The following is a 23,597-nucleotide window of genomic DNA, read 5'->3' on the forward strand; positions in this document are numbered from 1 at the left end:
ATTCTTCCGGTGAATTATTGTGGTTCAAACCATTGTTATCAATATGATTTGTGTGGGTATTTTACCGGAGAAGGGCACGGGAAGAGAGGATTATCGGAGGAAGAGAGGCGTGGTCAGATGACCACGCCAATGGCTTACTTTTTACGGCCCGTAATACGACACCACTCTTCTTTTTCGACCACCGGGTCGAGGGCGAAAAGATCGGCGTAGGCTTCGCAAACGCTGTCAGCCTGGCTTGCCAGGATCCCGGAAAGCCCCAGCAGACCGCCGTCAACGGGCAGCACGCTGATTAACGGGGCCAGTTCGCGTAATGGGCCGGCCAGAATGTTCGCCACCACCACATCGGCTTTCATGGCTTCTGGCTGCGCATCCGGCAGATACAGTTCAAGGCGGTCAGAAACGCCGTTGCGTTCAGCGTTATCACGGCTGGCCTGAATAGCCTGTGGATCGATATCGATCCCAATAGCTTTGGCCGCCCCCAGTTTCAGCGCCGCGATAGCGAGGATCCCGGAGCCGCATCCGAAGTCGATCACCGTCTTGCCGTCCAGATCCAGACTGTCCAGCCACTGCAGGCACAGAGAAGTCGTCGGGTGAGTACCGGTCCCAAATGCCAGGCCCGGATCCAGCATCACGTTTACCGCGTTTTCATCCGGAACGTCACGCCAGCTCGGGCAGATCCACAGACGTTTACCGAACTGCATCGGGTGGAAGTTATCCATCCACTCGCGTTCCCAGTCTTTGTCTTCCAGCTGTTCGATTTTGTGTGCAAAACCCGCACCCAGCAGCGGATGATTTTCCAGGATCGCGACAACCTCTTTCATGTCAGTTTCTGCATCAAACAGGCCAATAACGTCGGTATCACCCCACAGGCGAGTTTCGCCCGGCAGTGGCTCAAACACCGGCGTGTCATGCGTGTCCTGGAAGGTGATGGAGACCGAACCGGCTTCCATCAGCGCATCGCTTAGCTCTTCGGCGTTAGCGCCGGTTGTATTCAGTTTTAGTTGGATCCACGGCATGGCAAAACTCTTTATTTATCAGTAGAAATCGTAGCGGGCTGTGGGACAGGCTGACCGAAACGGTTCCCGACCACAAACGCCAGTAAACTTAACAGTAACGAAGGCACAATAGGATGGAAGCCCAGGTACTGAATTTTAAATGTAGCTAGCACGGCATACAGCACACCGCCGACAATCATGCCGCTCAGGGCGCCGGCAGCGTTGGCGCGCTCCCAGTAGAGGCCCAATACCAGCGGCCACAGGAAGACGGCTTCAAGGCCGCCAAACGCCAGCAGGTTCAGCCAGATGATCATCTCCGGCGGACGCCATGCGGCTAACAGCAGCAGCGCGCCTAAAACGAGCGTAATCACCGCCGACATACGCTTCAGGCGTCGTTCATTTTGAACCTGCTCAGGACGCAGGTTCAGATAGAGATCTTTAATGATCGTAGCGGAACTCTGCAGTAGCTGGGCGTTAATGGTCGACATTATGGCGGCCATTGGCGCGGCGAGGAATATCCCCGCGGCAAAAGGCGGAAGCACTTTGACCATCAGGGTTGGGATCACCAAATCGGGAACCGTAAGGTCGGGGATCACAGCACGTCCTAACGCACCCGCCAGATGCATGCCGAACATCAGGATTGCAACAACGATCGTCCCGATAATAATACCCCGGTGAACGGCTTTGCTGTCTTTATATGAAATACAACGCACGGCGGTATGCGGCAGGCCAATAACACCAAAGCACACCAGCACCCAGAACGACGTCATAAATGTTGGCGAAAGGATATCATCCGCACCCTGCGGGGAAATCAGTTTCGGGTCAATCGCTTCCAGAGTTTCAACGGCATGGCTCAGACCACCTGCGGCGTGAACAATTCCCACCAGCAGAACGATTGTGCCAACGAGCATCACCATCCCCTGCAGCGTATCGTTCAGCACGCTGGCGCGAAATCCGCCAAACGCGGTATACAGCGCAATGCTCACCCCAAAGATGATAAGGCCCGTCTCATAGGGGATCCCAGCAGCGGTTTCCAGCAGACGTGCCCCGCCGATGAACTGCACCGTCATTGCACCAATAAACGCGACCAGCAGGCTTAAGCTTGCCAGCCACACCAGCAGACGGCTCTGGTAGCGCGCAAACAGCATATCGTTGAGCGTCACGGCGTTATAACGGCGTGCCAGAATGGCAAACTTTTTACCCAGTATACCCAGCGAGAGCCAGACGGCAGGCAGTTGAATCATTGCCAGCAGCACCCAACCTAACCCGTATTTATAGGCTGCACCGGGGCCACCGATAAACGAGCTGGCGCTGATATAGGTGGCGGTAAGCGTCATGGCCAGCACGACACCGCCCATCGAGCGACTGCCGAGGAAATACTCATTCAGGAAAGTGCCGGTGGTTCTCTTACGCATTGCATAAACGGACAAACCAAACACGACCACCAGATACGCGACCAGCGGCAGAATGACTTCAAGCTGCATCATCATCCTCCAGCGGGATATCCCGGTAGATAAATTTCACCATTGCCCAGCACAGCAGGATAAAGACCAGCGGCACCAGCAGGCAGGCCATTTCGAACCAGTGAGGCAGGCCGGTAATGCCGATAGCCGAGTCAGGTAAGTAAGCGGTCACCAACCATGCGGCAAGATAGAGAAGGGTCAGCCACAGCGCCCATCGCGCTTCTTTATGGGCCTGAACAAAACGCTTGTCCATTTTTTGTCCCTTGTGGATGAATAAAGCGGGGATTGTACATGATGGGGCTTTCCGATCCCCAGAAATAAAAAAAGGCCGGATTATCCGGCCTTTTTGGCGTGACTGCGCGCTTACTTCTCTTGCAGACCGAGTTTTTTCTCCAGATAGTGGATGTTAGTCCCACCATTCTGGAAGTGCTCGTCGCTCATGATACGCATCTGCAGTTCAACGTTGGTTTTGATACCGTCGATGATCAGCTCCTGCAGGGCGTTCTTCATGCGGGCAATTGCCACGTCACGGTTTTCGCCGTAGCAGATAAGCTTACCGATCATGGAGTCATAGTACGGCGGTACGGTGTAACCCGCGTAGATATGAGACTCCCAACGCACACCAAAGCCACCCGGCGCGTGGAAACGCGTGATTTTACCCGGGCTTGGCAGGAAGGTATTCGGGTCTTCGGCGTTGATACGGCATTCCACCGCATGGCCTTTGACCACAACTTCTTCCTGTTTGATGGACAGAGGCTGACCCGCAGCGATACGCAGCTGTTCTTTGATCAGGTCAACGCCGGTGATCATTTCGGTAACCGGGTGTTCTACCTGAATACGGGTGTTCATCTCAATGAAGTAAAACTCGCCGTTTTCGAACAGGAACTCGAAAGTACCCGCACCGCGATAGCCGATATCGACACAGGCTTTAGCACAACGCTCGCCGATGTAGCGACGCAGTTCCGGCGTAATGCCCGGTGCTGGCGCTTCTTCAACCACTTTCTGGTGACGACGCTGCATGGAGCAGTCACGTTCTGCCAGATAGATAGCGTTACCCTGACCGTCAGCCAGCACCTGAATTTCGATATGGCGTGGGTTTTCCAGGTATTTTTCCATGTACACCATGTCATTGCTGAAAGCTGCTTTCGCTTCCGCTTTGGTCATGGAGATGGACTGAGCCAGTTCAGCATCGCTACGCACAACGCGCATACCGCGACCGCCGCCGCCGCCGGACGCCTTGATGATAACCGGATAGCCAATGCGTTTCGCATGAGCACGGTTAGCATCCATGTCGTCGGTCAGAGGACCGTCAGAGCCCGGTACGGTTGGAACACCGGCTTTTTTCATCGCGGTGATTGCGGACACTTTATCGCCCATCAGGCGGATAGTGTCAGCTTTCGGGCCGATGAAGATAAAGCCAGAGCGCTCAACCTGCTCAGCAAAGTTGGCGTTCTCAGAGAGGAAGCCATAACCCGGATGAATTGCCACCGCGCCGGTGATTTCAGCGGCGCTGATGATAGCCGGGATGTTCAGATAGCTTTTTACGGACGGAGCCGGGCCAATACAGACCGTCTCATCCGCCAGCAATACGTGTTTTAAATCGCGATCCGCGCTTGAGTGCACAGCGACGGTCTTGATGCCCAGTTCTTTACAGGCACGAAGAATACGCAGTGCAATCTCGCCGCGGTTGGCGATAACAATTTTATCCAGCATGTTCGCCTCGTTACTCGATGACGACCAGCGGCTCGTCAAATTCAACCGGCTGACCACTTTCGACCAGAATCGCTTTCACAGTGCCTGATTTGTCTGCTTCGATCTGGTTCATCATTTTCATCGCTTCAACGATGCACAGGGTATCGCCTGCGTTGACTTTCTGACCCACTTCGATGAACGCTTTCGCGTCCGGGCTCGGGGTGCGGTAGAAAGTACCAACCATTGGGGAACGTACGATGTGACCACTGATTTCTGCTGCAGCGGCAGGTGCGGCTTCAGCTGCTGGTGCAACGGCTGCGGAAAGCGCAGGCTGCTGCACTGGCGCAGCATAAGCCTGCTGCATTACCGGGAAGCTAGCGGCTGGGGCTGCACGGCTGATGCGTACAGACTCTTCGCCTTCAGAAATTTCCAGTTCGGAGATGCCTGATTCTTCAACCAGCTCGATCAGTTTTTTAATCTTACGAATATCCATGAGTGGGTTCCGTACTCTTGTTTAGTGTGATTGTGACAAGCGTTTTACCGCTGTCTGTAAAGCGTATGAATAGCCGTCAGCGCCCAGTCCGCAAATAACGCCAGCGGCGATATCTGATAGATAGGAATGGTGGCGGAACGGCTCTCGGGCGTGCACATTGCTCAGGTGGATCTCGATAAACGGGATACTCACTGCGAGCAGTGCGTCGCGAATAGCAACACTGGTGTGCGTAAACGCGGCCGGATTGATCAGGATATAGTCCACAGTGTCTTTAGCCTGATGAATACGGTCGATGATTGCGTACTCCGCGTTCGACTGAAAATGATCCAAATCCACATTCAGCGACGTTGCTTCCGTGCTCAGACGGTTAACAATTTCACTCAATGTTAGCGAGCCGTACTTCTCGGGCTCGCGGGTGCCGAGCATGTTCAGGTTCGGTCCGTTTAAAACTAAGATATGGAACTTATCAGCCATTGTGCCGCTATCTCCTGCGATTCTCCGGTAAAAAACAAAATATACCTTCGAAGCACGATTGTCACCTTTTCAGAGGCCTAAAACCGCTGTCGGGTAAACCAAAGTCGCACATTATAACGATTTCGTAGCATTTGGCAGCTAAATACTGGTCTTATCAGGGAAGATTATCAACCGCTATCCGAAAAAGATTCGCGGTTGACAGGGATTCTGCGGGAAAACGCACAGTTTCGCGAATTATCGCAACCACTGACGGAACTTCTTGTAACGCCATGCTAAAAGCGCCACAGCCAGCAGCGCGTAGAGTATGGGCTGCGGGGAGAGGATCTTCACCGACCACAGATAATGGATGGGTGCGAGGATCGCGACAAGATAGACGAAGTTGTGCAGCAGTTGCCAGCGCCTGCCCAATGTACGTTGTGCATATTGCGTTGATGTCAGTGCTAATGCCAGTAACACCAGCCAGCTCACGATACCTAACGTCAGGTACGGACGGGTGACCAGTTCGCGGCCCAGCAGTGCCAGGTTGTTAATGCCCAGTTCCAGCAAGGCGTAGCTGGTCAAATGGAGCGTCGCCCAGGCAAAACACCATAGCCCCAAAAGCCGGCGGGTGCGTATCAATAATGGCTGTTTAGCGTAGCGCGCTAACGGTGACACCAGCAAGGTCGCCAGTAAAAATTTCAGAGCCATCCGACCGGTAAAGTGCTGGATATCCTTTGCCGGATCAGCGCTAAAAAGCCCCTGGCTGGCGGCCCAGAATAACCAGATAAAAGGAAGCAACCCGGCTAAGTGCAACAGCACTTTCAGCCAGGTTATCTGTTTTGCCGTTAAACGCACTCAGAAGTTCTCCCGTAAATTAAGGCCACGGTAAAGCGACGCCACTTCATCAGCGTAGCCGTTAAACAGCAGTGTTGGCTGACGCTTCACATCCAGCGCGCCGCCGGAACCGATAAATCGCTCGGTGGCCTGCGACCAGCGGGGATGATCGACGTGCGGGTTCACATTGGCAAAAAAGCCATATTCGTCGGGCGCCGCCAGGTTCCAGGTCGTGGGGGGACGTTCGCGGGTGAGCTTAATGCTGACGATAGATTTAATCCCTTTAAAACCGTACTTCCACGGCACCGTTAAGCGAACAGGCGCGCCGTTCTGCGGCGGGAGTGCTTTGCCGTAAACACCGACGGTCAGCAGCGTAAGAGGATGCATCGCTTCGTCGAGCCGTAACCCTTCGACATACGGATACGCAAGCCCACCGCCGATAAACCGATCTTTCTGGCCCGGCATCTCGTCCGGGGCGTAGCGCGTCTGGAAAGAGACATATTTTGCGTTGCTGGTGGGTTCAACCATCGCCAGCAGTTTATGCAGCGGGAAGCCTACCCAGGGCACGACCATCGACCAGGCTTCCACGCAGCGCATGCGGTAGATACGCTCTTCCAGTGGAAAACGGGTGGTGAGATCGTGATGGTCCAGCGTCAGCGGTTTTGCCACTTCACCGTCGATTTTCAGCGTCCACGGATCGGTTTTCATACTCCCCGCGTTGGCCGCAGGATCGGCCTTATCGAGACCAAATTCGTAGAAATTGTTATAGCCGGTCACTTTGTCTTCCGGCGTCAGCGTCAGTGTGTTTTGCCACTGAGCGGGCTTCGTAAAGGTGAGCGGGGCGCCAGAAGGGGCTTTCGGGCGATCGTTACCTTTAAACCAGTCGAGCAGGTCGGCATGAGCCGCAGGGGAAAGCGTCAGTGCGGTGGCGCTGATGCCAAGCATTTTCAGGATCTGGCGGCGCTGTAACATAAAGACAGATTCAGACGTTACGTCGGCTTCCGTCAGTTTTCGGGTTTTCATGGCATCCTCCGTCATGCGTTTTTCTAAGCATGACGGAGGAGAGGGATTAGCGCGAATATGTCACGAAAATTTGAAGATTAGGCAATTTTCACCAGCGCGCGGCCGTGGAACTGGTTGTCCATGATCTTGCTGGCATATTCAGGCGCCTGGCTAAGCGTGATTTCGGTTGCGCTCTGAGTAAAGAACGTGTCCGGCAAATCGCGCTGCAGACGTTCCCAGGCTGCAATGCGGCGCGCCGCCGGGGTCATCACGGAATCAACACCCTGCAGGCGAACGTTACGCAGAATAAAGGGCATCACGGTGGTGGGCAGGGCAAAACCGCCCGCCAGACCACAGGCTGCCACGCAGCCGCCGTAGTTCATCTGCGCCAGCACTTTTGCCAGCACTTTGTCACCGACGGTATCTACCGCACCTGCCCAGAGCTGTTTTTCCAGTGGACGGGTTTCGGCAAACTCGTCGCGGCTCAGGATGCGATTAGCGCCGAGCTGACGCAGGTACGCGTGGGTGCTCTCGCGCCCGGAAACTGCCGCAACCTGGTAACCCAGTTTGTGCAGCAATGTCACCGCCGTGCTGCCCACACCACCGCTGGCACCGGTCACGACGATCTCACCCGATTCAGGGCGAATACCGGCATCTTCCAGCGCCATCACGCACAGCATGGCGGTAAAGCCTGCGGTACCGATGATCATCGCTTTACGACCATCCAGGCCTTGTGGCATCGGCACCAGCCAGTCGCCTTTCACGCGCGCCTGTGTCGCCAGCCCACCCCAGTGATTTTCACCCACGCCCCAGCCCGTGAGCAGCACCTGCTGGCCGGCATGGAAGCGCGGATCTTCGCTCGCATGAACCCGGCCCGCAAAATCGATACCTGGCACCATAGGGAAATTTCGGATGATTTTACCCTTCCCGGTAATAGCCAGCGCATCTTTATAATTTAAACTGGACCAGTCGATGTCGACGGTCACTTCGCCTGCCGGCAGTCGGCTCTCTTCAACGGCCTGCACCGAGGCAAGCGTTTTGCCGTCCTGCTGTTCTAAGATCAAAGCCTGCATACAGGGTCCTCACGACTCAGATGATTGGAAAATAGCTCCTGAAGACTATACTCCCTCAGGGAAAAGCAATGCCGATTTAACGCAATAAATTGCCAGATACGCCAGGTTTGATAGTATGCCGCATTTGAAATGCAAGTTAGCGCTTACTCGCTAACCCCTCAACCCACGGAGTTATCTCAAGGATGCGATTAACGACGAAGTTCTCGGCTTTTATCACCTTACTGACGGGGCTAACCATTTTTGTCACGCTCCTTGGCTGTTCTCTGAGCTTTTATAACGCCATTCAGGACAAGCTGGTTAATCGGGTGCAGTCTGTCGCGTCGGTGATTGATAATCGTCTCCTCACCACCCCGCTGCCGGCGCTGTCCCGCGAGCTGGATGAGTTGATGGTGCCTGTCGATATTGTCCAAATCGACATTCTGCAGGGAAAGCATAATGTTTTAAGCCATGCCCGGCAGGACAGCTATCGGCCTGCGGGCGTGGTAAGCCAGTACCGGGAAGTGACGGTGCATTCCCTTAAAAACCCGGGCATGACCATAAACATGGTCTACCTCGATCCGATGGCCAGCTACTTCCGCTCGATGATGACCACCGCGCCGCTCACCGTCGCCGTCGCGTTTATTGTCCTGCTGATTTTTCTCGCGGTTCGCTGGCTGCGCCGTCAGCTCTCTGGTCAGGAACTGCTGGAGATGCGTTCCGTGCGTATACTGAATGGTGAACGCGGCCCGCAGGTGCGTGGCTCGATCCATGAATGGCCTGCGCGTGCCAGCAGTGCGCTGGATACGCTGCTCTCAGAAATTCAGTTCGCCAGCGACCAGCGCAGCCGTATGGACACGCTGATCCGCTCTTACGCTGCGCAGGATAATAAAACCGGGCTGAACAACCGTCTTTTTTTTGATAATCAACTGGCCACGTTGCTGGACGATCCGGAAAAAGTCGGGACGCACGGTGTTGTCATGATGATTCGCCTGCCCGATTTCGATCTGCTGCGCGATACCTGGGGACAGCGCGTGGCGGAAGAGAATCTCTTTACGCTGATCAACCTGCTCTCCACCTTTATTATGCGTTATCCGGGTGCGCTGCTGGCCCGTTATCACCGCAGCGACTTTGCCGTGCTGCTGCCTCACCGTACGCTGAAAGAGTCAGAAAGCATCGCCAGCCAGCTGCTGAAAGCGGTGGATGCGCTGCCGCAGAGCAAAATGCTCGACAGGGACGATATGGTTCATATGGGCATCTGTGCCTGGCGCGGCGGCCAGTCGACGGAACAGGTGATGGAACATGCTGAAGCGGCAACCCGCAACGCCGTGTTGCAGGGCGCTAACGGCTGGGCTGTGTACGACGATTCGTTACCGGAAAAAGGGCGCGGCAATGTGCGCTGGCGAACGTTAATAGAGCAAATGCTCAGCCGCGGCGGGCCGCGCATTTATCAAAAACCGGCGGTGATGAAAAACGGGAACGTTCATCATCGTGAGCTGATGTGCCGTATTTTTGACGGTACGGAAGAGGTCATCTCCGCGGAATATTTGCCGATGGTGCTGCAGTTTGGGCTTTCTGAAGAGTATGACCGCCAGCAGATCACCCGACTCATGCCGTTTTTGTCCTTCTGGCCCGAAGAAAACCTGGCGCTACAGGTTACCGTGGAGTCGTTAATTCGCCCGCGTTTTCAGCGCTGGTTGCGTGATACATTAATGCAATGCGAAAAATCGCAACGCAAACACATTATTTTTGAACTTGCTGAGGCGGATGTGGGTCAACACATCAGCCGGTTACGTCCGGTAGTACGGTTGATTAATGCGCTAGGTGCCCGTGTCGCGGTCACGCAGGCGGGTTTAACGCTGGTCAGTACTAACTGGATTAAGGAACTGGATGTGGAGTTATTAAAGCTGCATCCAGGGCTGGTAAGGAACATTGAAAAGCGCACGGAAAACCAGCTGCTGGTACAGAGTCTGGTGGAAGCGTGCAAGGGAACGCGAACACAAGTCTTTGCCACGGGCGTGCGCTCCAGAAGCGAATGGCAGATGTTGACAGAGCGCGGTGTGACGGGCGGTCAGGGGGATTTTTTTGCCTCCTCTCAGCCGCTTGACACCAATGTGAAAAAATATTTGCAAAGATACTCTGTTTGACCTGCCGTTTAATCCGTTTTCACGTAGAATATCGCGCCTGTAGCTTTGAGTATGACGAGCAAAAAGCCAGTGAACGACCTTTAGCGGGTTACAAATGTCAGTGAGGGACGCTACTGTGTACTCAGCCCTGAGGGAATCAGGGAAAGATTTGTAACATCAGGATACGTACTGCACAAATTTTCACCGCTGCAGATGATTTTTGCGCCTTGTCGCTGCTGCGTGTGGTTGGTAAAGTAAGCGGATTTTGTTTTCCGCCCCAGCTTTCAGGATTATCCCTTAGTATGTTGAAAAAATTTCGTGGCATGTTTTCCAATGACCTGTCCATTGACCTGGGTACCGCGAATACCCTTATTTACGTTAAAGGACAAGGCATCGTATTGAATGAGCCTTCCGTTGTGGCCATTCGTCAGGATCGTGCCGGCTCGCCGAAAAGCGTAGCCGCTGTGGGTCATGACGCGAAGCAGATGCTGGGACGTACCCCTGGCAACATCGCCGCAATCCGCCCAATGAAAGACGGCGTTATCGCTGACTTCTTCGTGACTGAAAAAATGCTTCAGCACTTCATCAAGCAGGTTCACAGCAACAGCTTCATGCGCCCAAGCCCGCGTGTTCTGGTGTGTGTGCCGGTTGGCGCCACCCAGGTTGAACGTCGCGCAATCCGTGAATCAGCCCAGGGTGCAGGCGCGCGTGAAGTGTTCCTGATTGAAGAGCCAATGGCGGCGGCAATCGGTGCGGGTCTGCCTGTTTCTGAAGCGACCGGTTCTATGGTGGTGGATATCGGTGGTGGTACCACTGAAGTGGCCGTTATCTCCCTGAACGGCGTGGTGTACTCCTCTTCCGTGCGTATCGGTGGCGATCGTTTCGACGAAGCCATCATTAATTATGTGCGTCGTAACTACGGTTCCCTGATCGGCGAAGCGACCGCTGAGCGTATCAAGCATGAAATCGGTTCCGCTTACCCGGGCGATGAAGTGCGTGAAATCGAAGTTCGCGGCCGTAACCTGGCTGAAGGTGTTCCACGCGGCTTTACCCTGAACTCCAACGAAATTCTGGAAGCGCTGCAGGAACCTCTGACCGGTATCGTGAGCGCAGTGATGGTTGCCCTGGAACAGTGCCCACCAGAACTGGCGTCTGATATCTCCGAGCGCGGTATGGTTCTGACCGGTGGTGGTGCGCTGCTGCGTAACCTCGACCGCCTGTTAATGGAAGAGACAGGTATTCCTGTCGTAGTTGCAGAAGATCCACTGACTTGCGTCGCCCGTGGTGGTGGCAAGGCGCTGGAAATGATCGACATGCACGGCGGCGACTTGTTCAGCGAAGAGTAGTCATTGTGAAAGGGTAGCGTATCGCTACCCTTTCTCTCTGACACGAGAATACGCATAGCCTATGAAGCCAATTTTTAGCCGTGGCCCATCGCTACAGTTTCGCCTCATTCTGGCGGTCCTGGTTGCGCTTGGGGTCATTATTGCCGATAGCCGCCTCGGTACGTTCAGTCAGATCAGAACGTACATGGATACCGCCGTCAGTCCTTTCTACTTTATTTCAAATGGTCCCCGTGAGTTGCTCGACTCCGTTTCTCAAACGTTGTCTTCACGTGACCAACTCGAACTCGAAAACCGGGCATTACGTCAGGAACTGCTGTTGAAAAACAGCGAGCTGCTGATGCTGGGACAATATAAGCAGGAAAACGCGCGTCTGCGCGAGCTGCTTGGCTCGCCGCTGCGTCAGGATGAGCAGAAGATGGTGACGCAGGTGATCTCCACCGTCAACGATCCTTACAGCGATCAGGTTGTGATCGACAAAGGAAGCGTGAACGGTGTGTATGAAGGTCAGCCTGTTATCAGTGATAAAGGCGTTGTAGGCCAGGTTGTTGCTGTGGCCAAACTGACCAGCCGCGTTCTGCTGATCTGCGATGCTACGCATGCGCTGCCGATTCAGGTACTGCGTAATGACATTCGCGTCATCGCGGCCGGTAACGGGTGTACCGACGATCTCCAGCTGGAACATCTGCCGGCTAACACGGACATTCGTGTGGGCGACGTTCTGGTGACGTCGGGTCTGGGTGGACGTTTCCCTGAAGGGTATCCGGTTGCGGTTGTCTCTTCGGTGAAGCTTGATACGCAGCGTGCCTATACCGTGATTCAGGCGCGTCCAACCGCGGGTTTACAGCGTCTTCGCTACCTGCTGCTGCTGTGGGGCGCCGACCGCAATGGTGCTAACCCCATGACGCCTGAAGATGTTCATCGCGTCGCGAATGAACGCCTGATGCAAATGATGCCGCAGGTTCTGCCGGCACCGGATGCCATGGGACCCCCTGCGCCAGTACCGGCCCCTGCTACGGGGCTAACGCAGCCGCTGCCGGATGCACCGCCACCGCCTAAACTCTCCTCGGGAGGGCAGTAGTGGCAAGTTACCGTAGCCAGGGACGCTGGGTTATCTGGCTCTCATTTCTCATTGCGCTGTTACTGCAAATCATGCCCTGGCCGGACGACATTCTCGTTTTCCGGCCAAATTGGGTATTGCTCATTTTGCTCTACTGGATCCTTGCCCTGCCGCACCGCGTAAATGTCGGCACAGGTTTTGTGATGGGTGCCATACTGGATCTCATTAGTGGCTCTACGCTTGGCGTGCGCGCCTTGTCCATGAGTATTATTGCGTACCTCGTCGCACTTAAATTCCAGCTCTTTCGTAACCTCGCGCTCTGGCAACAAGCGCTGGTGGTGATGTTGTTGTCGCTTGCTGCGGATATCGTTGTTTTCTGGGCAGAGTTTTTAGTGATCAACGTCTCTTTCCGACCGGAAGTGTTCTGGAGTAGTGTAGTAAACGGTGTGCTCTGGCCGTGGCTGTTCCTGCTGATGCGTAAGGTTCGCCAGCAGTTTGCTGTGCAATAAAAGGTTTCTATGACGTCTCTATATCTTGCTTCTGGTTCTCCGCGTCGTCAGGAGTTGCTCACTCAGCTGGGTGTCTCCTTTGAACGCATTGTTACGGGCATCGAAGAGAAATGCGCTGAAGGCGAAAGTGCCCAGCAGTACGTTTCTCGACTGGCGCGTGAGAAAGCGCAGGCAGGCGTGGCGCAAACGCCGCGTGACTTGCCGGTGCTGGGGGCAGATACCATCGTTATTCTTAACGGTGAAGTGCTTGAGAAACCGCACGACGCTGAACATGCGGCGCGCATGCTGCGCAAAATGTCCGGACAAACACATCAGGTAATGACCGCCGTCGCGCTGGCGGACAGCCAGCACGTGCTGGATTGCCTGGTGGTGACGGACGTGACATTCAGAGTGCTTACCGACGACGAGATCGCCGCTTATATCACCAGCGGTGAACCGATGGATAAGGCAGGTGCATACGGTATTCAGGGGCTGGGTGGCTGTTTTGTCAGGAAGATTAATGGCAGCTATCACGCCGTAGTCGGCTTACCGCTGGTGGAAACGTATGAGTTGCTGAGCAATTTTAACTCACTGCGTGAGGGAAGGGATAATTATGACGGCTGAATTGTTGGTAAACGTAACGCCATCGGAAACCCGTGTGGCCTATATTGATGGTGGCATTCTTCAGGAAATTCATATTGAGCGTGAAGCGCGGCGCGGAATAGTAGGCAATATCTACAAAGGTCGTGTCAGTCGTGTACTACCGGGTATGCAGGCGGCTTTTGTAGATATTGGACTGGATAAGGCGGCATTTTTACATGCCTCCGACATTATGCCGCATACCGAGTGCGTCGCGGGCGAAGAGCAAAAGCAGTTTGCCGTGCGCGATATCTCCGAACTGGTGCGTCAGGGCCAGGATCTGATGGTGCAGGTTGTCAAAGATCCGCTGGGCACGAAAGGCGCCCGTCTGACGACCGACATTACCTTGCCTTCCCGCTATCTGGTCTTCATGCCTGGCGCGTCGCACGTGGGCGTTTCGCAGCGCATTGAGAGCGAAAGCGAGCGCGAGCGTCTTAAAAAAGTGGTCAGCGCTTACTGCGATGAACAGGGCGGGTTTATCATCCGTACCGCCGCAGAAGGGATCAGTGAAGACGATCTGGCATCTGATGCGGCCTACCTCAAGCGCGTCTGGACCAAAGTCATGGAGCGTAAAAAACGCAACCAGACCCGCTACCAGCTTTACGGCGAACTGGCGCTGGCTCAGCGCGTCCTGCGTGATTTTGCCGATGCACAGCTCGACAGAATTCGCGTGGATTCCCGCCTGACCTATGAAGCACTGCTGGAATTTACCGCCGAATACATTCCCGAAATGCCTGGCCTGCTGGAGCATTACACGGGGCGTCAGCCTATCTTCGATCTCTATGACGTCGAAAATGAGATCCAGCGAGCGCTGGAACGCAAGGTTGAACTGAAGTCCGGCGGCTATCTGATCATCGATCAGACCGAAGCGATGACGACGGTGGATATCAACACCGGCGCGTTTGTCGGCCATCGCAACCTGGATGACACCATCTTTAATACCAACATCGAAGCCACGCAGGCCATCGCCCGCCAGCTTCGCCTGCGCAATCTGGGTGGCATTATCATCATCGACTTTATCGATATGAGTAATGAAGACCATCGCCGTCGTGTGCTGCACTCGCTGGAGCAGGCGCTGAGTAAAGATCGCGTGAAAACCAGCATCAACGGCTTCTCACAGCTGGGGCTGGTGGAAATGACGCGTAAGCGTACCCGCGAAAGCGTGGAGCACGTGCTGTGCAATGAATGCCCAACCTGCCACGGACGTGGCACAGTAAAGACGGTTGAGACCGTCTGCTACGAGATCATGCGTGAAATCGTTCGCGTTCATCATGCCTACGACTCCGATCGTTTTCTGGTCTATGCTTCCCCTGCGGTGGCTGAAGCGCTGAAAGGCGAAGAGTCGCACGCGCTGGCGGAAGTGGAAATCTTTGTCGGCAAACAGGTAAAAGTTCAAATCGAACCGCTCTATAACCAGGAGCAGTTTGACGTCGTGATGATGTAAGACGCGGTACGCCGCGTGACCAAAGCTGACAAGGAGAGATGAGTGAGGCGATTGCCGGGGATTTTATTGCTTACAGGGGCAACGCTGGTCGTGATTGTCGCGTTGCTCGTGAGCGGGCTGCGCCTCGTTTTACCGCATCTGGACAGCTGGCGTCCGCAGCTGCTGGCAAAAATCGAATCCACCACCGGTGTCCCGGTGGACGTGAGCCAGATAAGCGCCAGCTGGCAGAATTTTGGCCCGACGCTTGATGTCCGGGATATCAATGCCAGCCTGAAAGATGGCGGCTATCTGAAAATCAAACGCGTCACCCTGGCGCTGGATGTCTGGCAAAGCCTGCTCCATTTTCGCTGGCAGTTCCGCGATCTCACCTTTTATCAGCTTCAGTTTCTGACCAATACTCCGCTGTCCGGCGGCGATAGCAATCAGAGCCTTGAAACCAACCGCTTCAGCGATCTCTTCCTGCGTCAGTTTGATCATTTCGATCTGCGCGACAGTGAAGTGAGCTTTATTACCCTCTCCGGGCAGCGCGCGGAACTGGCGATCCCACAGCTGACCTGGCTCAACGGCAAAGAACGCCATCGCGCGGAAGGACAGGTGAATCTCTCCAGCCTGAACGGCCAGCACGGCGTGATGCAGGTTCGTATGGATCTGCGCGACGACGACGGTTTGTTAAATAACGGCAAGGTATGGCTGCAGGCCGACGACGTGGATGTTAAGCCGTGGCTCGGCGACTGGTTACAGCAAAATATGCAGCTGGAAACCGCCCGTTTTAGCCTTGAAGGCTGGATGACCCTGACGAAAGGGGTATTTGCCAGCGGCGATATCTGGCTTAAGCAGGGGGGCGCAAGCTGGAAGGGCGAAAAACAGCAGCATCAACTTTCGGTCGATAACCTCACCGCGCACGTGACGAAAGAGAAAGAGGGCTGGCAGTTTGCCATTCCGGACACACGCATCACCATGGATAACAAACCCTGGCCGCGCGGTGCTCTGACGCTGGCCTGGATGCCGGAACAGGATGTCGGTGGGGCGACCAGCAAACGCAGTGACGAGCTGCGTATTCGCGCCAGCAACCTCGATCTGGCCGCAATAGAAGGTCTGCGCTCGATGGCCGCCAAGCTCTCTCCGGACCTGGGTGAGATCTGGCTGGCAACGCAGCCAAGCGGAAAGATAGATTCGCTGGCGCTGGATATCCCGCTTCAGGCCACGGAAAAGACCCGTTTTCAGGCCGCATGGAAAGGTCTGGCCTGGAAGCAGTGGAAGATGTTACCGGGCGCGGAAAACTTCAGCGGTAAGCTGGAAGGGAGCGTTGAGAACGGCAGGCTAACGGTCGATATGCATGACGCCAGAATGCCTTACGAAACGGTCTTCCGTGCGCCGCTTGAAATTGAACAAGGCAATGCGGTGCTCAACTGGCTGCGTAACGATAAAGGCTTCCAGCTGGATGGGCGCCATATCGATGTGAAAGCCAAAGCGGTACATGCGCGTGGCGATTTCCGCTATCTGCAGCCTGAAGGTGAAGAGCCGTGGCTGGGTATTCTGGCCGGGATCAGCACTAACGACGGTTCTCAGGCCTGGCGCTACTTCCCCGAGAACCTGATGGGCAAAGCGCTGGTGGACTATCTGAGCGGCGCGATCCAGGGCGGCCAGGCGGATAATGCCACCTTGGTCTACGGCGGTAATCCGCATCTTTTCCCGTACAAGCACAATGAAGGTCAATTCCAGGTGCTGGTGCCGCTGCACAACGCCACCTTTGCCTTCCAGCCGGGCTGGCCTGCGCTGAAAAATCTCGACATTGAACTTAATTTTATCAATGACGGATTATGGATGAAGGCAGACAACGTGGCGCTGGGCGGCGTAACGGCCAGTAACCTGACGGCAAACATTCCGGATTACTCAAAAGAGAAGCTTTTGATCGATGCCGACATTAACGGCCCCGGGAAAGCGGTCGGCCCCTATTTTGAAGACACGCCGCTGAAAGAGTCACTGGCAGCCACCCTTCAGCAGCTGCAGCTGGATGGCGATGTGAGTGCTCGCTTACATCTTAATATTCCGCTCGACGGTGAAATGACCACCGCCAAAGGCGACGTCCGTCTCAATAACAACAGCCTGTATATTAAGCCGCTTGAAAGCACCCTGAAGAACCTCAGCGGGCAGTTTAGCTTTGAGAACGGTAATCTGAAGAGCGAGCCGCTCACGGCCAGCTGGTTTAATCAGCCTGTGAATATTGATTTCTCGACCACCGAGGGCGAGAAAGCTTATCAGGTAGCCGTCAACCTGGACGGCAACTGGCAGCCATCGCGCATGGATGTTCTGCCAAAGCCGATTGAGGAGTCCGTTAACGGTGCAGTCTCCTGGAATGGCAAGGTGGCAATTGAACTGCCTTATCACGCCGGTGCGCGCTATAAAGTTGATATCACCGGCGATCTGAAAAACATTCAGAGCCAGTTGCCTGCACCGCTGGATAAATCGTCCGGTCAACCCCTGCCAATAAAGGTTAACGTCGATGGCAATCTTAACAGCTTCGCGCTGACCGGCAGTGCGGGTGAGAAAAACCATTTCAACAGCCGCTGGCTGCTTAACCGTAAGCTCACGCTCGACAGAGCCATCTGGACGACGGACAGCCGTACCACGCCGCCGCTGCCCGATCACACCGGCATTGAGCTTAATCTGCCACCAATGGACGGGGCCGAGTGGCTGGCTCTGTTCCAGAAGGGCGTAGGCCAAAACGTTGATGAGGCTGCCCAGTTCCCGCAGAGCATTACTGTTCGTACGCCGTCGCTGATGCTGGGTGGACAGCAGTGGAATAACCTGAGCATTGTTTCGCAGCCAACGGCGAACGGGTCAAAAGTCGAAGCCCAGGGCCGGGAGATCAATGGCACGCTGACCATGCGCGACAACGCGCCGTGGCAGGCGGCGATTCGCTATCTTTACTACAACCCGGCCACCGCGAGCGGAAAAGATCGTCCGTCAAATACGGCGCCGTTGAATAACCCAACCCGTATCGACTTCAGCGGCTGGCCCGATCTCCAGCTACGCTGTGCTGAGTGCTGGCTTTGGGGTCAAAAGTATGGCCGTATTGACGGCGATTTCGCCATTAAGGGGAATACGCTGAGCCTTGCGGGCGGGCTTATCGACACCGGCTTTGGCCGTCTGAGGGCCGCCGGGGAGTGGGTTAATAACCCGGGCGAGCAGCGAACCTCTTTGAAGGGCGACATCAAGGGCAATAAACTGGATTCCGTGGCTAACTTCTTTGGCATCAGCACGCCGCTGCGGGGGTCATCATTTGACGTGAATTACGATCTCCACTGGCGTGCGGCACCGTGGACGCCGGATGAAGCCTCGCTGAACGGCATTCTGAAAACCCGCTTTGGCAAGGGTGAGATTGCCGATGTGAGTACCGGGCATGCGGGCCAGATACTGCGTCTGTTGAGCTTTGATGCCCTGCTGCGTAAGCTGCGTTTCGACTTTAGCGATACCTTCAGCGAAGGTTTCTATTACGACTCTATCCGCAGTACGGCATGGATCAAAGACGGGGTGCTGCATACCGACGATACGCTGGTGGACGGCCTGGAAGCGGATATTGCGATGAAAGGCTCGGTCAACCTCGTGCGCCGCGAACTGGATATGGAAGCGGTGGTGGCACCTGAAATTTCTGCCACCGTCGGCGTGGCGGCGGCTTTTGTGGTGAACCCGATTGTCGGTGCGGCGGTGTTTGCCGCCAGTAAAGTGCTGGGGCCGCTGTGGAGCAAAGTCTCTATTCTGCGCTATCGCATCACCGGGCCGGTGGATAAACCGCAGATTAATGAAGTGCTGCGCCAGCCGCGCAAAGATGCACAGCAATGATTTGACGTGGGCAGGTAATTGCCTCACTCTCAATAAATACGATTTATATACCGCCACGGGCGGCAACGAACGAGTAGCAATACGATGAGTCTGAACCTGGTAAGTGAACATTTGCTCGCAGCGAACGGCCTGAGCCATCAGGACCTGTTCTCCATTCTTGGTCAACTGACCGAACGCCGTCTCGACTACGGCGATCTCTATTTCCAGTCGAGCTATCACGAATCCTGGGTTTTAGAAGACAGCATCATTAAAGATGGCTCTTATAACATTGACCAGGGTGTCGGTGTACGTGCCGTCAGCGGCGAGAAAACCGGTTTTGCTTATGCCGACCAGATTAGCCTGGCCGCACTGGAGCAGAGCGCGCTGGCCGCGCGGACTATCGTGCGCGAAACCGGTGACGGTCGCGTGAAGACGCTGGGTGAAGTGCAGCACTCTGCACTCTATACCAGTATCGATCCCCTTCAGAGCATGAGCCGTGAAGAGAAACTGGATATCCTGCGTCGCGTGGATAAAGTCGCACGCGCTGCGGATAAACGCGTGCAGGAAGTCTCTGCCAGCCTGAGCGGTGTCTATGAACTGATCCTGGTCGCGGCGACAGACGGCACGCTGGCAGCGGATGTGCGTCCGCTGGTACGTCTTTCTGTCAGCGTGCAGGTTGAAGACGACGGTAAGCGTGAGCGCGGTTCAAGCGGTGGCGGCGGTCGTTTTGGTTATGACTGGTTCCTGGGCGATGTTGACGGTGAAGCACGCGCTGACGCGTGGGCAAAAGAAGCCGTGCGCATGGCGCTGGTGAACCTGTCTGCCGTGGCGGCACCCGCCGGAACATTGCCGGTGGTACTTGGCGCAGGCTGGCCTGGCGTGCTGCTGCACGAAGCGGTGGGCCACGGTCTGGAAGGCGATTTTAACCGTCGCGGCACCTCCGTATTCAGCGGCCAGATGGGACAACGCGTCTCTTCTGAACTCTGTACCGTGGTTGATGACGGCACGATGCAGGATCGCCGTGGCTCGATTTCAATCGACGATGAAGGTACGCCCGGGCAGTACAACGTGCTGATCGAAAATGGCGTACTGAAAGGCTACATGCAGGACAAACTCAACGCGCGTCTGATGGGCGTTGCGCCAACGGGTAACGGCCGTCGTGAATCCTACGCGCATCTGCCGATGCCGCGTATGACGAACACCTACATGTTGCCGGGTAAATCCACACCGCAGGAGATCATCGAGTCCGTTGATTACGGCATCTTCGCGCCAAACTTTGGTGGCGGTCAGGTGGATATCACCTCCGGTAAGTTCGTCTTCTCCACTTCAGAAGCGTATCTGATTGAGAAAGGCAAAGTGACCAAAGCGGTGAAGGGGGCGACCCTGATTGGCTCCGGTATTGAAGCCATGCAGCAAATCTCCATGGTCGGTAACGATCTGAAACTGGATAACGGCGTTGGTGTCTGCGGTAAAGAGGGCCAGAGCCTGCCGGTTGGCGTCGGTCAGCCAACGCTGAAAGTGGATAACCTGACGGTGGGCGGCACCGCCTGACCTGAATCAATCTGAAAAAATGGCGCGACTGTAAAAGTCGCGCCATTTTTTTAACGTGCGTTACCCAGCGGGATCTCCGGGTCGGGCTCGTGCGTGATGCGGTTGCGTAGGTCACGACGAATGATTTCAATCGACCAGAACCAGATCAAATGCCCCACGATCTCTGAGACGTGTTCGTACCAGGGCAGTTCGAACAGCGGGGGTGTCAGCCCCATCAGCGGGAAGGAGATCATGTGAACAAAAAGCTGCGCTAACGCACCCGCCAGTAAACCTTGCCAGAGTTTAATTTTCGGGAAGACTTCAGCAACTACACAATACCCTACAGCAAAGACGATAGAGAAAATAATATGTGTTACGCCGACCGCGTTAAATATATGTCCGGCAAAGGTATAAACCGCGGCGTTAGGGTCAGCAATGCCCAGCCAGTCGCGTAAAAATACATAAGGAGGATTTAAAAAATTGCGGGAACAATCAATCTGACCTGCGGCTCTTATTAATTGCTCCGGTCCACATGCGCTGGTGAATAAATCGGTAGGGCTTCGCGGCGGAAGCGGCACCTCTGCTCCCCATTTTACGAACGCGGAGACAATCCCTGCAATCAAACCAATGAACGCGGCGAGTCCATAGCGCCTGCGTGAAGGCGGTGTTTGTTCAAATATAATCATTTCTTTTCCTTGTTTAACGTTATCCTGAGAAATACATTTTATTATTCATATCGGTAACAAATTAATAACAGCCTGACTGTCAGACTGTTTATAAGGTAAGGCGCAGATGGCGGCAGTGTCAATTCGCTATTCCTGGCAGGGGTGAAGGAATATTCCTGAATGACGGTCTGTATCATCCTGGAATATTCATTACAAATATACTTTTGGGAAATTAAAGGTTATTCCTTTCGTCTTTCGCGCATTCCCTGAAACAACTCCGCTACGTCCACAAAATACTCGGTCAGATAGTTTATGCACACCTGAACCTTGAGCGGCAGTTTGTCTTTCTCGGTATACAACGCGTACACCGGACGCGGATCGGATTGATAGCGCGGGAAGAGGATCTCCAGTACACCGCTGTTGATCTCGTTGATCACCCACATTAACGGCACATACGCGATCCCGGCACCGGCCACCAGCCAGCGCGAGATAGTCATCGGATCGTTGGTGACAAACCGTCCTTCCGGCAGCAGTCTGGTGGAAATCCCTTCCGGGGCAATCAGCTCAAATTCATTGTCGGGGCGAACGCTGTACTCCAGCCAGGAGTGGTTGGTGAGATCGGCGGGTTTCTCCGGCACCCCGTACTGAGCCAGATAGCTTTTCGAGGCGCAGACCACCATTGGCATACTGCCCAGCCGCCGGGAGAAGAGGCTGGAGTCCTGCAATGCCCCCACGCGGATCACCACGTCCAGCCCGTCGGCAATCAGGTCCGGGGCGGGAATGCCCGTGACCAGATTGACGGTTAATCCCGGGTACTCTTTCAGCATGTCAGCATGTCAGCGGTCATGGCGGCGAGAACATTTTGTGCCATAGTTGAAGAACAACCGATGCGCAGCGTACCGATAGGCGTGTTGTTGAAGGCGTAAAGTTGTTCGTGCACATCCTGCACTTCGAGCAGCATGCGGCGACAACCCTGATAGTAAATCTTACCCGCTTCCGTCAGCCCAATGCTGCGGGTGCTACGGTTGAGTAGCTTGACCTGCAGCTCATCTTCCAGTTTGGACACGGTCTGGCTGATGGAAGAGACGCTCATCTGAAGCTGACGTGCAGCGGCGGTAAAAGAGCCAAGTTCAACCACTTTGGCAAAGACCGACATCCGTTTTAGACGTTCCATTGTTAACTCTGACTTAAAAGTGATTTAGATCACATATTATAGATAACAGCATAACAGTTACGTTAATATATTATTAATTACATAACGGCTGCGCCATTCTCGCCCGGCGTTTCTTGCTCTCCTGCGGTGGCGTGCGCTAAAAAAGTCTGAAGCCTGCACTCTCTCTAATCAAGGTCAACATGAGTCTGTTTCCCGTTATCGTGGTGTTCGGTTTGTCGTTCCCACCGATATTTTTCGAGCTTCTTTTATCACTGGCGATTTTCTGGCTGGTGCGCAAGGTGCTGGTCCCCACCGGGATCTACGATTTTGTCTGGCATCCTGCATTGTTCAATACCGCGCTGTATTGCTGCCTGTTTTACCTGATATCGCGCATGTTTGTCTGAGGTTGATGTGAAAACGCTAACAAGAAAAATCTCCCGCACTGCCATCACCATGGCGCTCGTTATCCTCGCGTTCATCGCTATTTTCCGCGCCTGGGTCTACTACACCGAATCACCGTGGACGCGTGATGCACGCTTTAGCGCTGATGTCGTGGCAATCGCCCCCGACGTGGCGGGTCTCATCACTGCGGTCAATGTCCACGATAACCAGCTGGTGAAAAAAGATCAGGTACTGTTCACCATCGACCAGCCGCGTTATCAGAAAGCGTTAGAAGAAGCCGAAGCGGATGTGGCCTATTATCAGGCGCTGGCTTCCGAGAAACGTCGTGAGGCAGGTCGCCGTAACCAACTGGGTGTTCAGGCGATGTCCCGCGAAGAGATTGACCAGTCCAATAACGTCCTGCAAACCGTGCTGCATCAGCTGGCCAAAGCGCAAGCGACGCGCGATCTTGCCCGGCTCGATCTTGAACGCACCGTGATCCGCGCACCTGCCGATGGCTGGATCACCAACCTGAATGTTTATACCGGGGAGTTTATCACCCGCGGCTCAACCGCCGTGGCGCTGGTTAAACAGAACTCCTTCTACGTGCTCGCCTATATGGAAGAGACCAAACTGGAAGGCGTGCGTCCGGGGTTCCGGGCTGAAATTACGCCGCTTGGCAGCAACCGAGTGCTGAAAGGCACCGTCGACAGCGTAGCCGCGGGGGTCACTAACTCCAGCAGCTCTAACGATACTAAAGGGATGGCGACGGTGGATTCCAACCTGGAATGGGTACGTCTGGCCCAGCGTGTGCCGGTGCGTATCCATCTGGATGAACAGCAGGGCAATCTGTGGCCTGCCGGGACCACGGCGACGGTGGTGATCACCGGTGAAAAAGACCGTGATGCCAGCCAGGACTCCATCTTCCGTAAAATTGCCCATCGCCTGCGCGAGTTTGGTTAATC

Annotated in this window: 20 protein-coding genes and 1 pseudogene; 10 read left to right on the forward strand and 11 right to left on the reverse strand. The window is 54.9% G+C overall.

Going from position 1 to position 23,597, the window contains the following annotated elements; all coding sequences use genetic code 11:
- Positions 1-134: 134 nt before the first annotated feature.
- The 9 genes from prmA to HV157_RS16885 all read right to left on the reverse strand — a co-directional run bounded on the left by prmA (position 135) and on the right by HV157_RS16885 (position 8,005).
- Positions 135-1,016 carry a 50S ribosomal protein L11 methyltransferase gene (gene prmA, locus HV157_RS16845; protein WP_014171869.1) on the reverse strand — a complete coding sequence of 294 codons (882 nt, stop codon included), beginning with the start codon at positions 1,014-1,016 and terminating at the stop codon, positions 135-137.
- An 11-nt stretch (positions 1,017-1,027) separates the two neighbouring features.
- Complete coding sequence (gene panF / locus HV157_RS16850) at positions 1,028-2,479, reverse strand: sodium/pantothenate symporter (protein WP_040018722.1); 1,452 nt, start codon at positions 2,477-2,479, stop codon at positions 1,028-1,030.
- On the reverse strand, positions 2,469-2,711 hold the full coding sequence (locus tag HV157_RS16855; RefSeq protein WP_006178860.1) for a YhdT family protein: 243 nt from the start codon (positions 2,709-2,711) through the stop codon (positions 2,469-2,471). The genes panF and HV157_RS16855 overlap by 11 nt, the downstream gene beginning before the upstream one ends.
- Before the next feature lie 110 nt (positions 2,712-2,821).
- On the reverse strand, positions 2,822-4,171 hold the full coding sequence (gene accC, locus HV157_RS16860; protein ID WP_020883502.1) for an acetyl-CoA carboxylase biotin carboxylase subunit: 1,350 nt from the start codon (positions 4,169-4,171) through the stop codon (positions 2,822-2,824).
- Positions 4,172-4,181: 10 nt separating this feature from the next.
- The gene (gene accB, locus HV157_RS16865; protein WP_014171866.1) at positions 4,182-4,643 is read right to left on the reverse strand and encodes an acetyl-CoA carboxylase biotin carboxyl carrier protein; all 462 of its coding nucleotides are present in this window, start codon (positions 4,641-4,643) and stop codon (positions 4,182-4,184) included.
- A gap of 21 nt (positions 4,644-4,664) precedes the next feature.
- Positions 4,665-5,117 carry a type II 3-dehydroquinate dehydratase gene (gene aroQ, locus HV157_RS16870; RefSeq protein ID WP_014171865.1) on the reverse strand — a complete coding sequence of 151 codons (453 nt, stop codon included), beginning with the start codon at positions 5,115-5,117 and terminating at the stop codon, positions 4,665-4,667.
- A gap of 234 nt (positions 5,118-5,351) precedes the next feature.
- On the reverse strand, positions 5,352-5,951 hold the full coding sequence (msrQ, locus tag HV157_RS16875) for a protein-methionine-sulfoxide reductase heme-binding subunit MsrQ (protein WP_014171864.1): 600 nt from the start codon (positions 5,949-5,951) through the stop codon (positions 5,352-5,354).
- On the reverse strand, positions 5,952-6,953 hold the full coding sequence (gene msrP / locus HV157_RS16880; RefSeq protein ID WP_020883504.1) for a protein-methionine-sulfoxide reductase catalytic subunit MsrP: 1,002 nt from the start codon (positions 6,951-6,953) through the stop codon (positions 5,952-5,954).
- A gap of 77 nt (positions 6,954-7,030) precedes the next feature.
- Positions 7,031-8,005 (reverse strand): MDR family oxidoreductase, encoded by a 975-nt coding sequence (locus HV157_RS16885; protein WP_020883505.1) that lies wholly within the window; start codon positions 8,003-8,005, stop codon positions 7,031-7,033.
- A gap of 182 nt (positions 8,006-8,187) precedes the next feature.
- Between HV157_RS16885 and csrD the strand changes: the two genes are divergently transcribed.
- The 8 genes from csrD to tldD all read left to right on the forward strand — a co-directional run bounded on the left by csrD (position 8,188) and on the right by tldD (position 20,454).
- Positions 8,188-10,128 carry an RNase E specificity factor CsrD gene (csrD, locus tag HV157_RS16890; protein ID WP_014171861.1) on the forward strand — a complete coding sequence of 647 codons (1,941 nt, stop codon included), beginning with the start codon at positions 8,188-8,190 and terminating at the stop codon, positions 10,126-10,128.
- A gap of 281 nt (positions 10,129-10,409) precedes the next feature.
- Positions 10,410-11,453: a rod shape-determining protein MreB gene (gene mreB / locus HV157_RS16895; protein ID WP_000913396.1), complete on the forward strand. Its 1,044-nt coding sequence runs from the start codon at positions 10,410-10,412 to the stop codon at positions 11,451-11,453.
- A gap of 61 nt (positions 11,454-11,514) precedes the next feature.
- Positions 11,515-12,531 (forward strand): rod shape-determining protein MreC, encoded by a 1,017-nt coding sequence (gene mreC / locus HV157_RS16900; protein WP_014171860.1) that lies wholly within the window; start codon positions 11,515-11,517, stop codon positions 12,529-12,531.
- Complete coding sequence (mreD, locus tag HV157_RS16905; protein ID WP_014071997.1) at positions 12,531-13,019, forward strand: rod shape-determining protein MreD; 489 nt, start codon at positions 12,531-12,533, stop codon at positions 13,017-13,019. Before mreC ends, mreD begins: the two co-directional genes overlap by 1 nt.
- A 9-nt stretch (positions 13,020-13,028) precedes the next feature.
- On the forward strand, positions 13,029-13,622 hold the full coding sequence (locus HV157_RS16910) for a nucleoside triphosphate pyrophosphatase (RefSeq protein WP_182268737.1): 594 nt from the start codon (positions 13,029-13,031) through the stop codon (positions 13,620-13,622).
- On the forward strand, positions 13,612-15,081 hold the full coding sequence (gene rng, locus HV157_RS16915; protein WP_014885432.1) for a ribonuclease G: 1,470 nt from the start codon (positions 13,612-13,614) through the stop codon (positions 15,079-15,081). Before HV157_RS16910 ends, rng begins: the two co-directional genes overlap by 11 nt.
- Positions 15,082-15,123: 42 nt before the next feature.
- Positions 15,124-18,924, forward strand: coding sequence for an AsmA2 domain-containing protein YhdP (gene yhdP, locus HV157_RS16920; protein ID WP_182268738.1), 3,801 nt, complete (start codon positions 15,124-15,126; stop codon positions 18,922-18,924).
- 84 nt (positions 18,925-19,008) lie between these two features.
- Positions 19,009-20,454: a metalloprotease TldD gene (gene tldD, locus HV157_RS16925; protein WP_014171856.1), complete on the forward strand. Its 1,446-nt coding sequence runs from the start codon at positions 19,009-19,011 to the stop codon at positions 20,452-20,454.
- A 50-nt stretch (positions 20,455-20,504) separates the two neighbouring features.
- Here tldD and HV157_RS16930 read toward each other — a convergent pair whose 3' ends face one another.
- A complete protein-coding gene (locus HV157_RS16930; protein WP_176587026.1) occupies positions 20,505-21,119 on the reverse strand; it encodes a YagU family protein in 615 nt (204 codons plus the stop codon).
- Between the two features lie 218 nt (positions 21,120-21,337).
- A pseudogene (gene aaeR / locus HV157_RS16935) lies at positions 21,338-22,272 on the reverse strand (HTH-type transcriptional activator AaeR).
- 179 nt (positions 22,273-22,451) lie between these two features.
- Here aaeR and aaeX point away from each other — a divergent pair.
- Complete coding sequence (gene aaeX, locus HV157_RS16940; RefSeq protein ID WP_003860416.1) at positions 22,452-22,655, forward strand: p-hydroxybenzoic acid efflux pump operon protein AaeX; 204 nt, start codon at positions 22,452-22,454, stop codon at positions 22,653-22,655.
- A 7-nt stretch (positions 22,656-22,662) separates the two neighbouring features.
- Positions 22,663-23,595: a p-hydroxybenzoic acid efflux pump subunit AaeA gene (aaeA, locus tag HV157_RS16945; RefSeq protein WP_059305675.1), complete on the forward strand. Its 933-nt coding sequence runs from the start codon at positions 22,663-22,665 to the stop codon at positions 23,593-23,595.
- Positions 23,596-23,597: the final 2 nt, after the last annotated feature.

Origin of the sequence: Enterobacter sp. RHBSTW-00318 (assembly GCF_014101375.1) — a bacterium.
Lineage (GTDB): Bacteria > Pseudomonadota > Gammaproteobacteria > Enterobacterales > Enterobacteriaceae > Enterobacter > Enterobacter ludwigii.

Bases quoted from the DNA above. Each gene is read 5' to 3' on its own strand.
- prmA (WP_014171869.1), bottom strand. From the start codon at position 1,016: ATGCCGTGGATCCAACTAAAACTGAATACAACCGGCGCTAACGCCGAA.
- panF (WP_040018722.1), bottom strand. From the start codon at position 2,479: ATGCAGCTTGAAGTCATTCTGCCGCTGGTCGCGTATCTGGTGGTCGTG.
- accC (WP_020883502.1), bottom strand. From the start codon at position 4,171: ATGCTGGATAAAATTGTTATCGCCAACCGCGGCGAGATTGCACTGCGT.
- mreB (WP_000913396.1), top strand. From the start codon at position 10,410: ATGTTGAAAAAATTTCGTGGCATGTTTTCCAATGACCTGTCCATTGAC.
- tldD (WP_014171856.1), top strand. From the start codon at position 19,009: ATGAGTCTGAACCTGGTAAGTGAACATTTGCTCGCAGCGAACGGCCTG.
- csrD (WP_014171861.1), top strand. From the start codon at position 8,188: ATGCGATTAACGACGAAGTTCTCGGCTTTTATCACCTTACTGACGGGG.
- HV157_RS16910 (WP_182268737.1), top strand. From the start codon at position 13,029: ATGACGTCTCTATATCTTGCTTCTGGTTCTCCGCGTCGTCAGGAGTTG.
- rng (WP_014885432.1), top strand. From the start codon at position 13,612: ATGACGGCTGAATTGTTGGTAAACGTAACGCCATCGGAAACCCGTGTG.
- HV157_RS16930 (WP_176587026.1), bottom strand. From the start codon at position 21,119: ATGATTATATTTGAACAAACACCGCCTTCACGCAGGCGCTATGGACTC.
- mreC (WP_014171860.1), top strand. From the start codon at position 11,515: ATGAAGCCAATTTTTAGCCGTGGCCCATCGCTACAGTTTCGCCTCATT.
- HV157_RS16855 (WP_006178860.1), bottom strand. From the start codon at position 2,711: ATGGACAAGCGTTTTGTTCAGGCCCATAAAGAAGCGCGATGGGCGCTG.
- aaeX (WP_003860416.1), top strand. From the start codon at position 22,452: ATGAGTCTGTTTCCCGTTATCGTGGTGTTCGGTTTGTCGTTCCCACCG.
- HV157_RS16885 (WP_020883505.1), bottom strand. From the start codon at position 8,005: ATGCAGGCTTTGATCTTAGAACAGCAGGACGGCAAAACGCTTGCCTCG.
- aroQ (WP_014171865.1), bottom strand. From the start codon at position 5,117: ATGGCTGATAAGTTCCATATCTTAGTTTTAAACGGACCGAACCTGAAC.
- msrP (WP_020883504.1), bottom strand. From the start codon at position 6,953: ATGAAAACCCGAAAACTGACGGAAGCCGACGTAACGTCTGAATCTGTC.
- accB (WP_014171866.1), bottom strand. From the start codon at position 4,643: ATGGATATTCGTAAGATTAAAAAACTGATCGAGCTGGTTGAAGAATCA.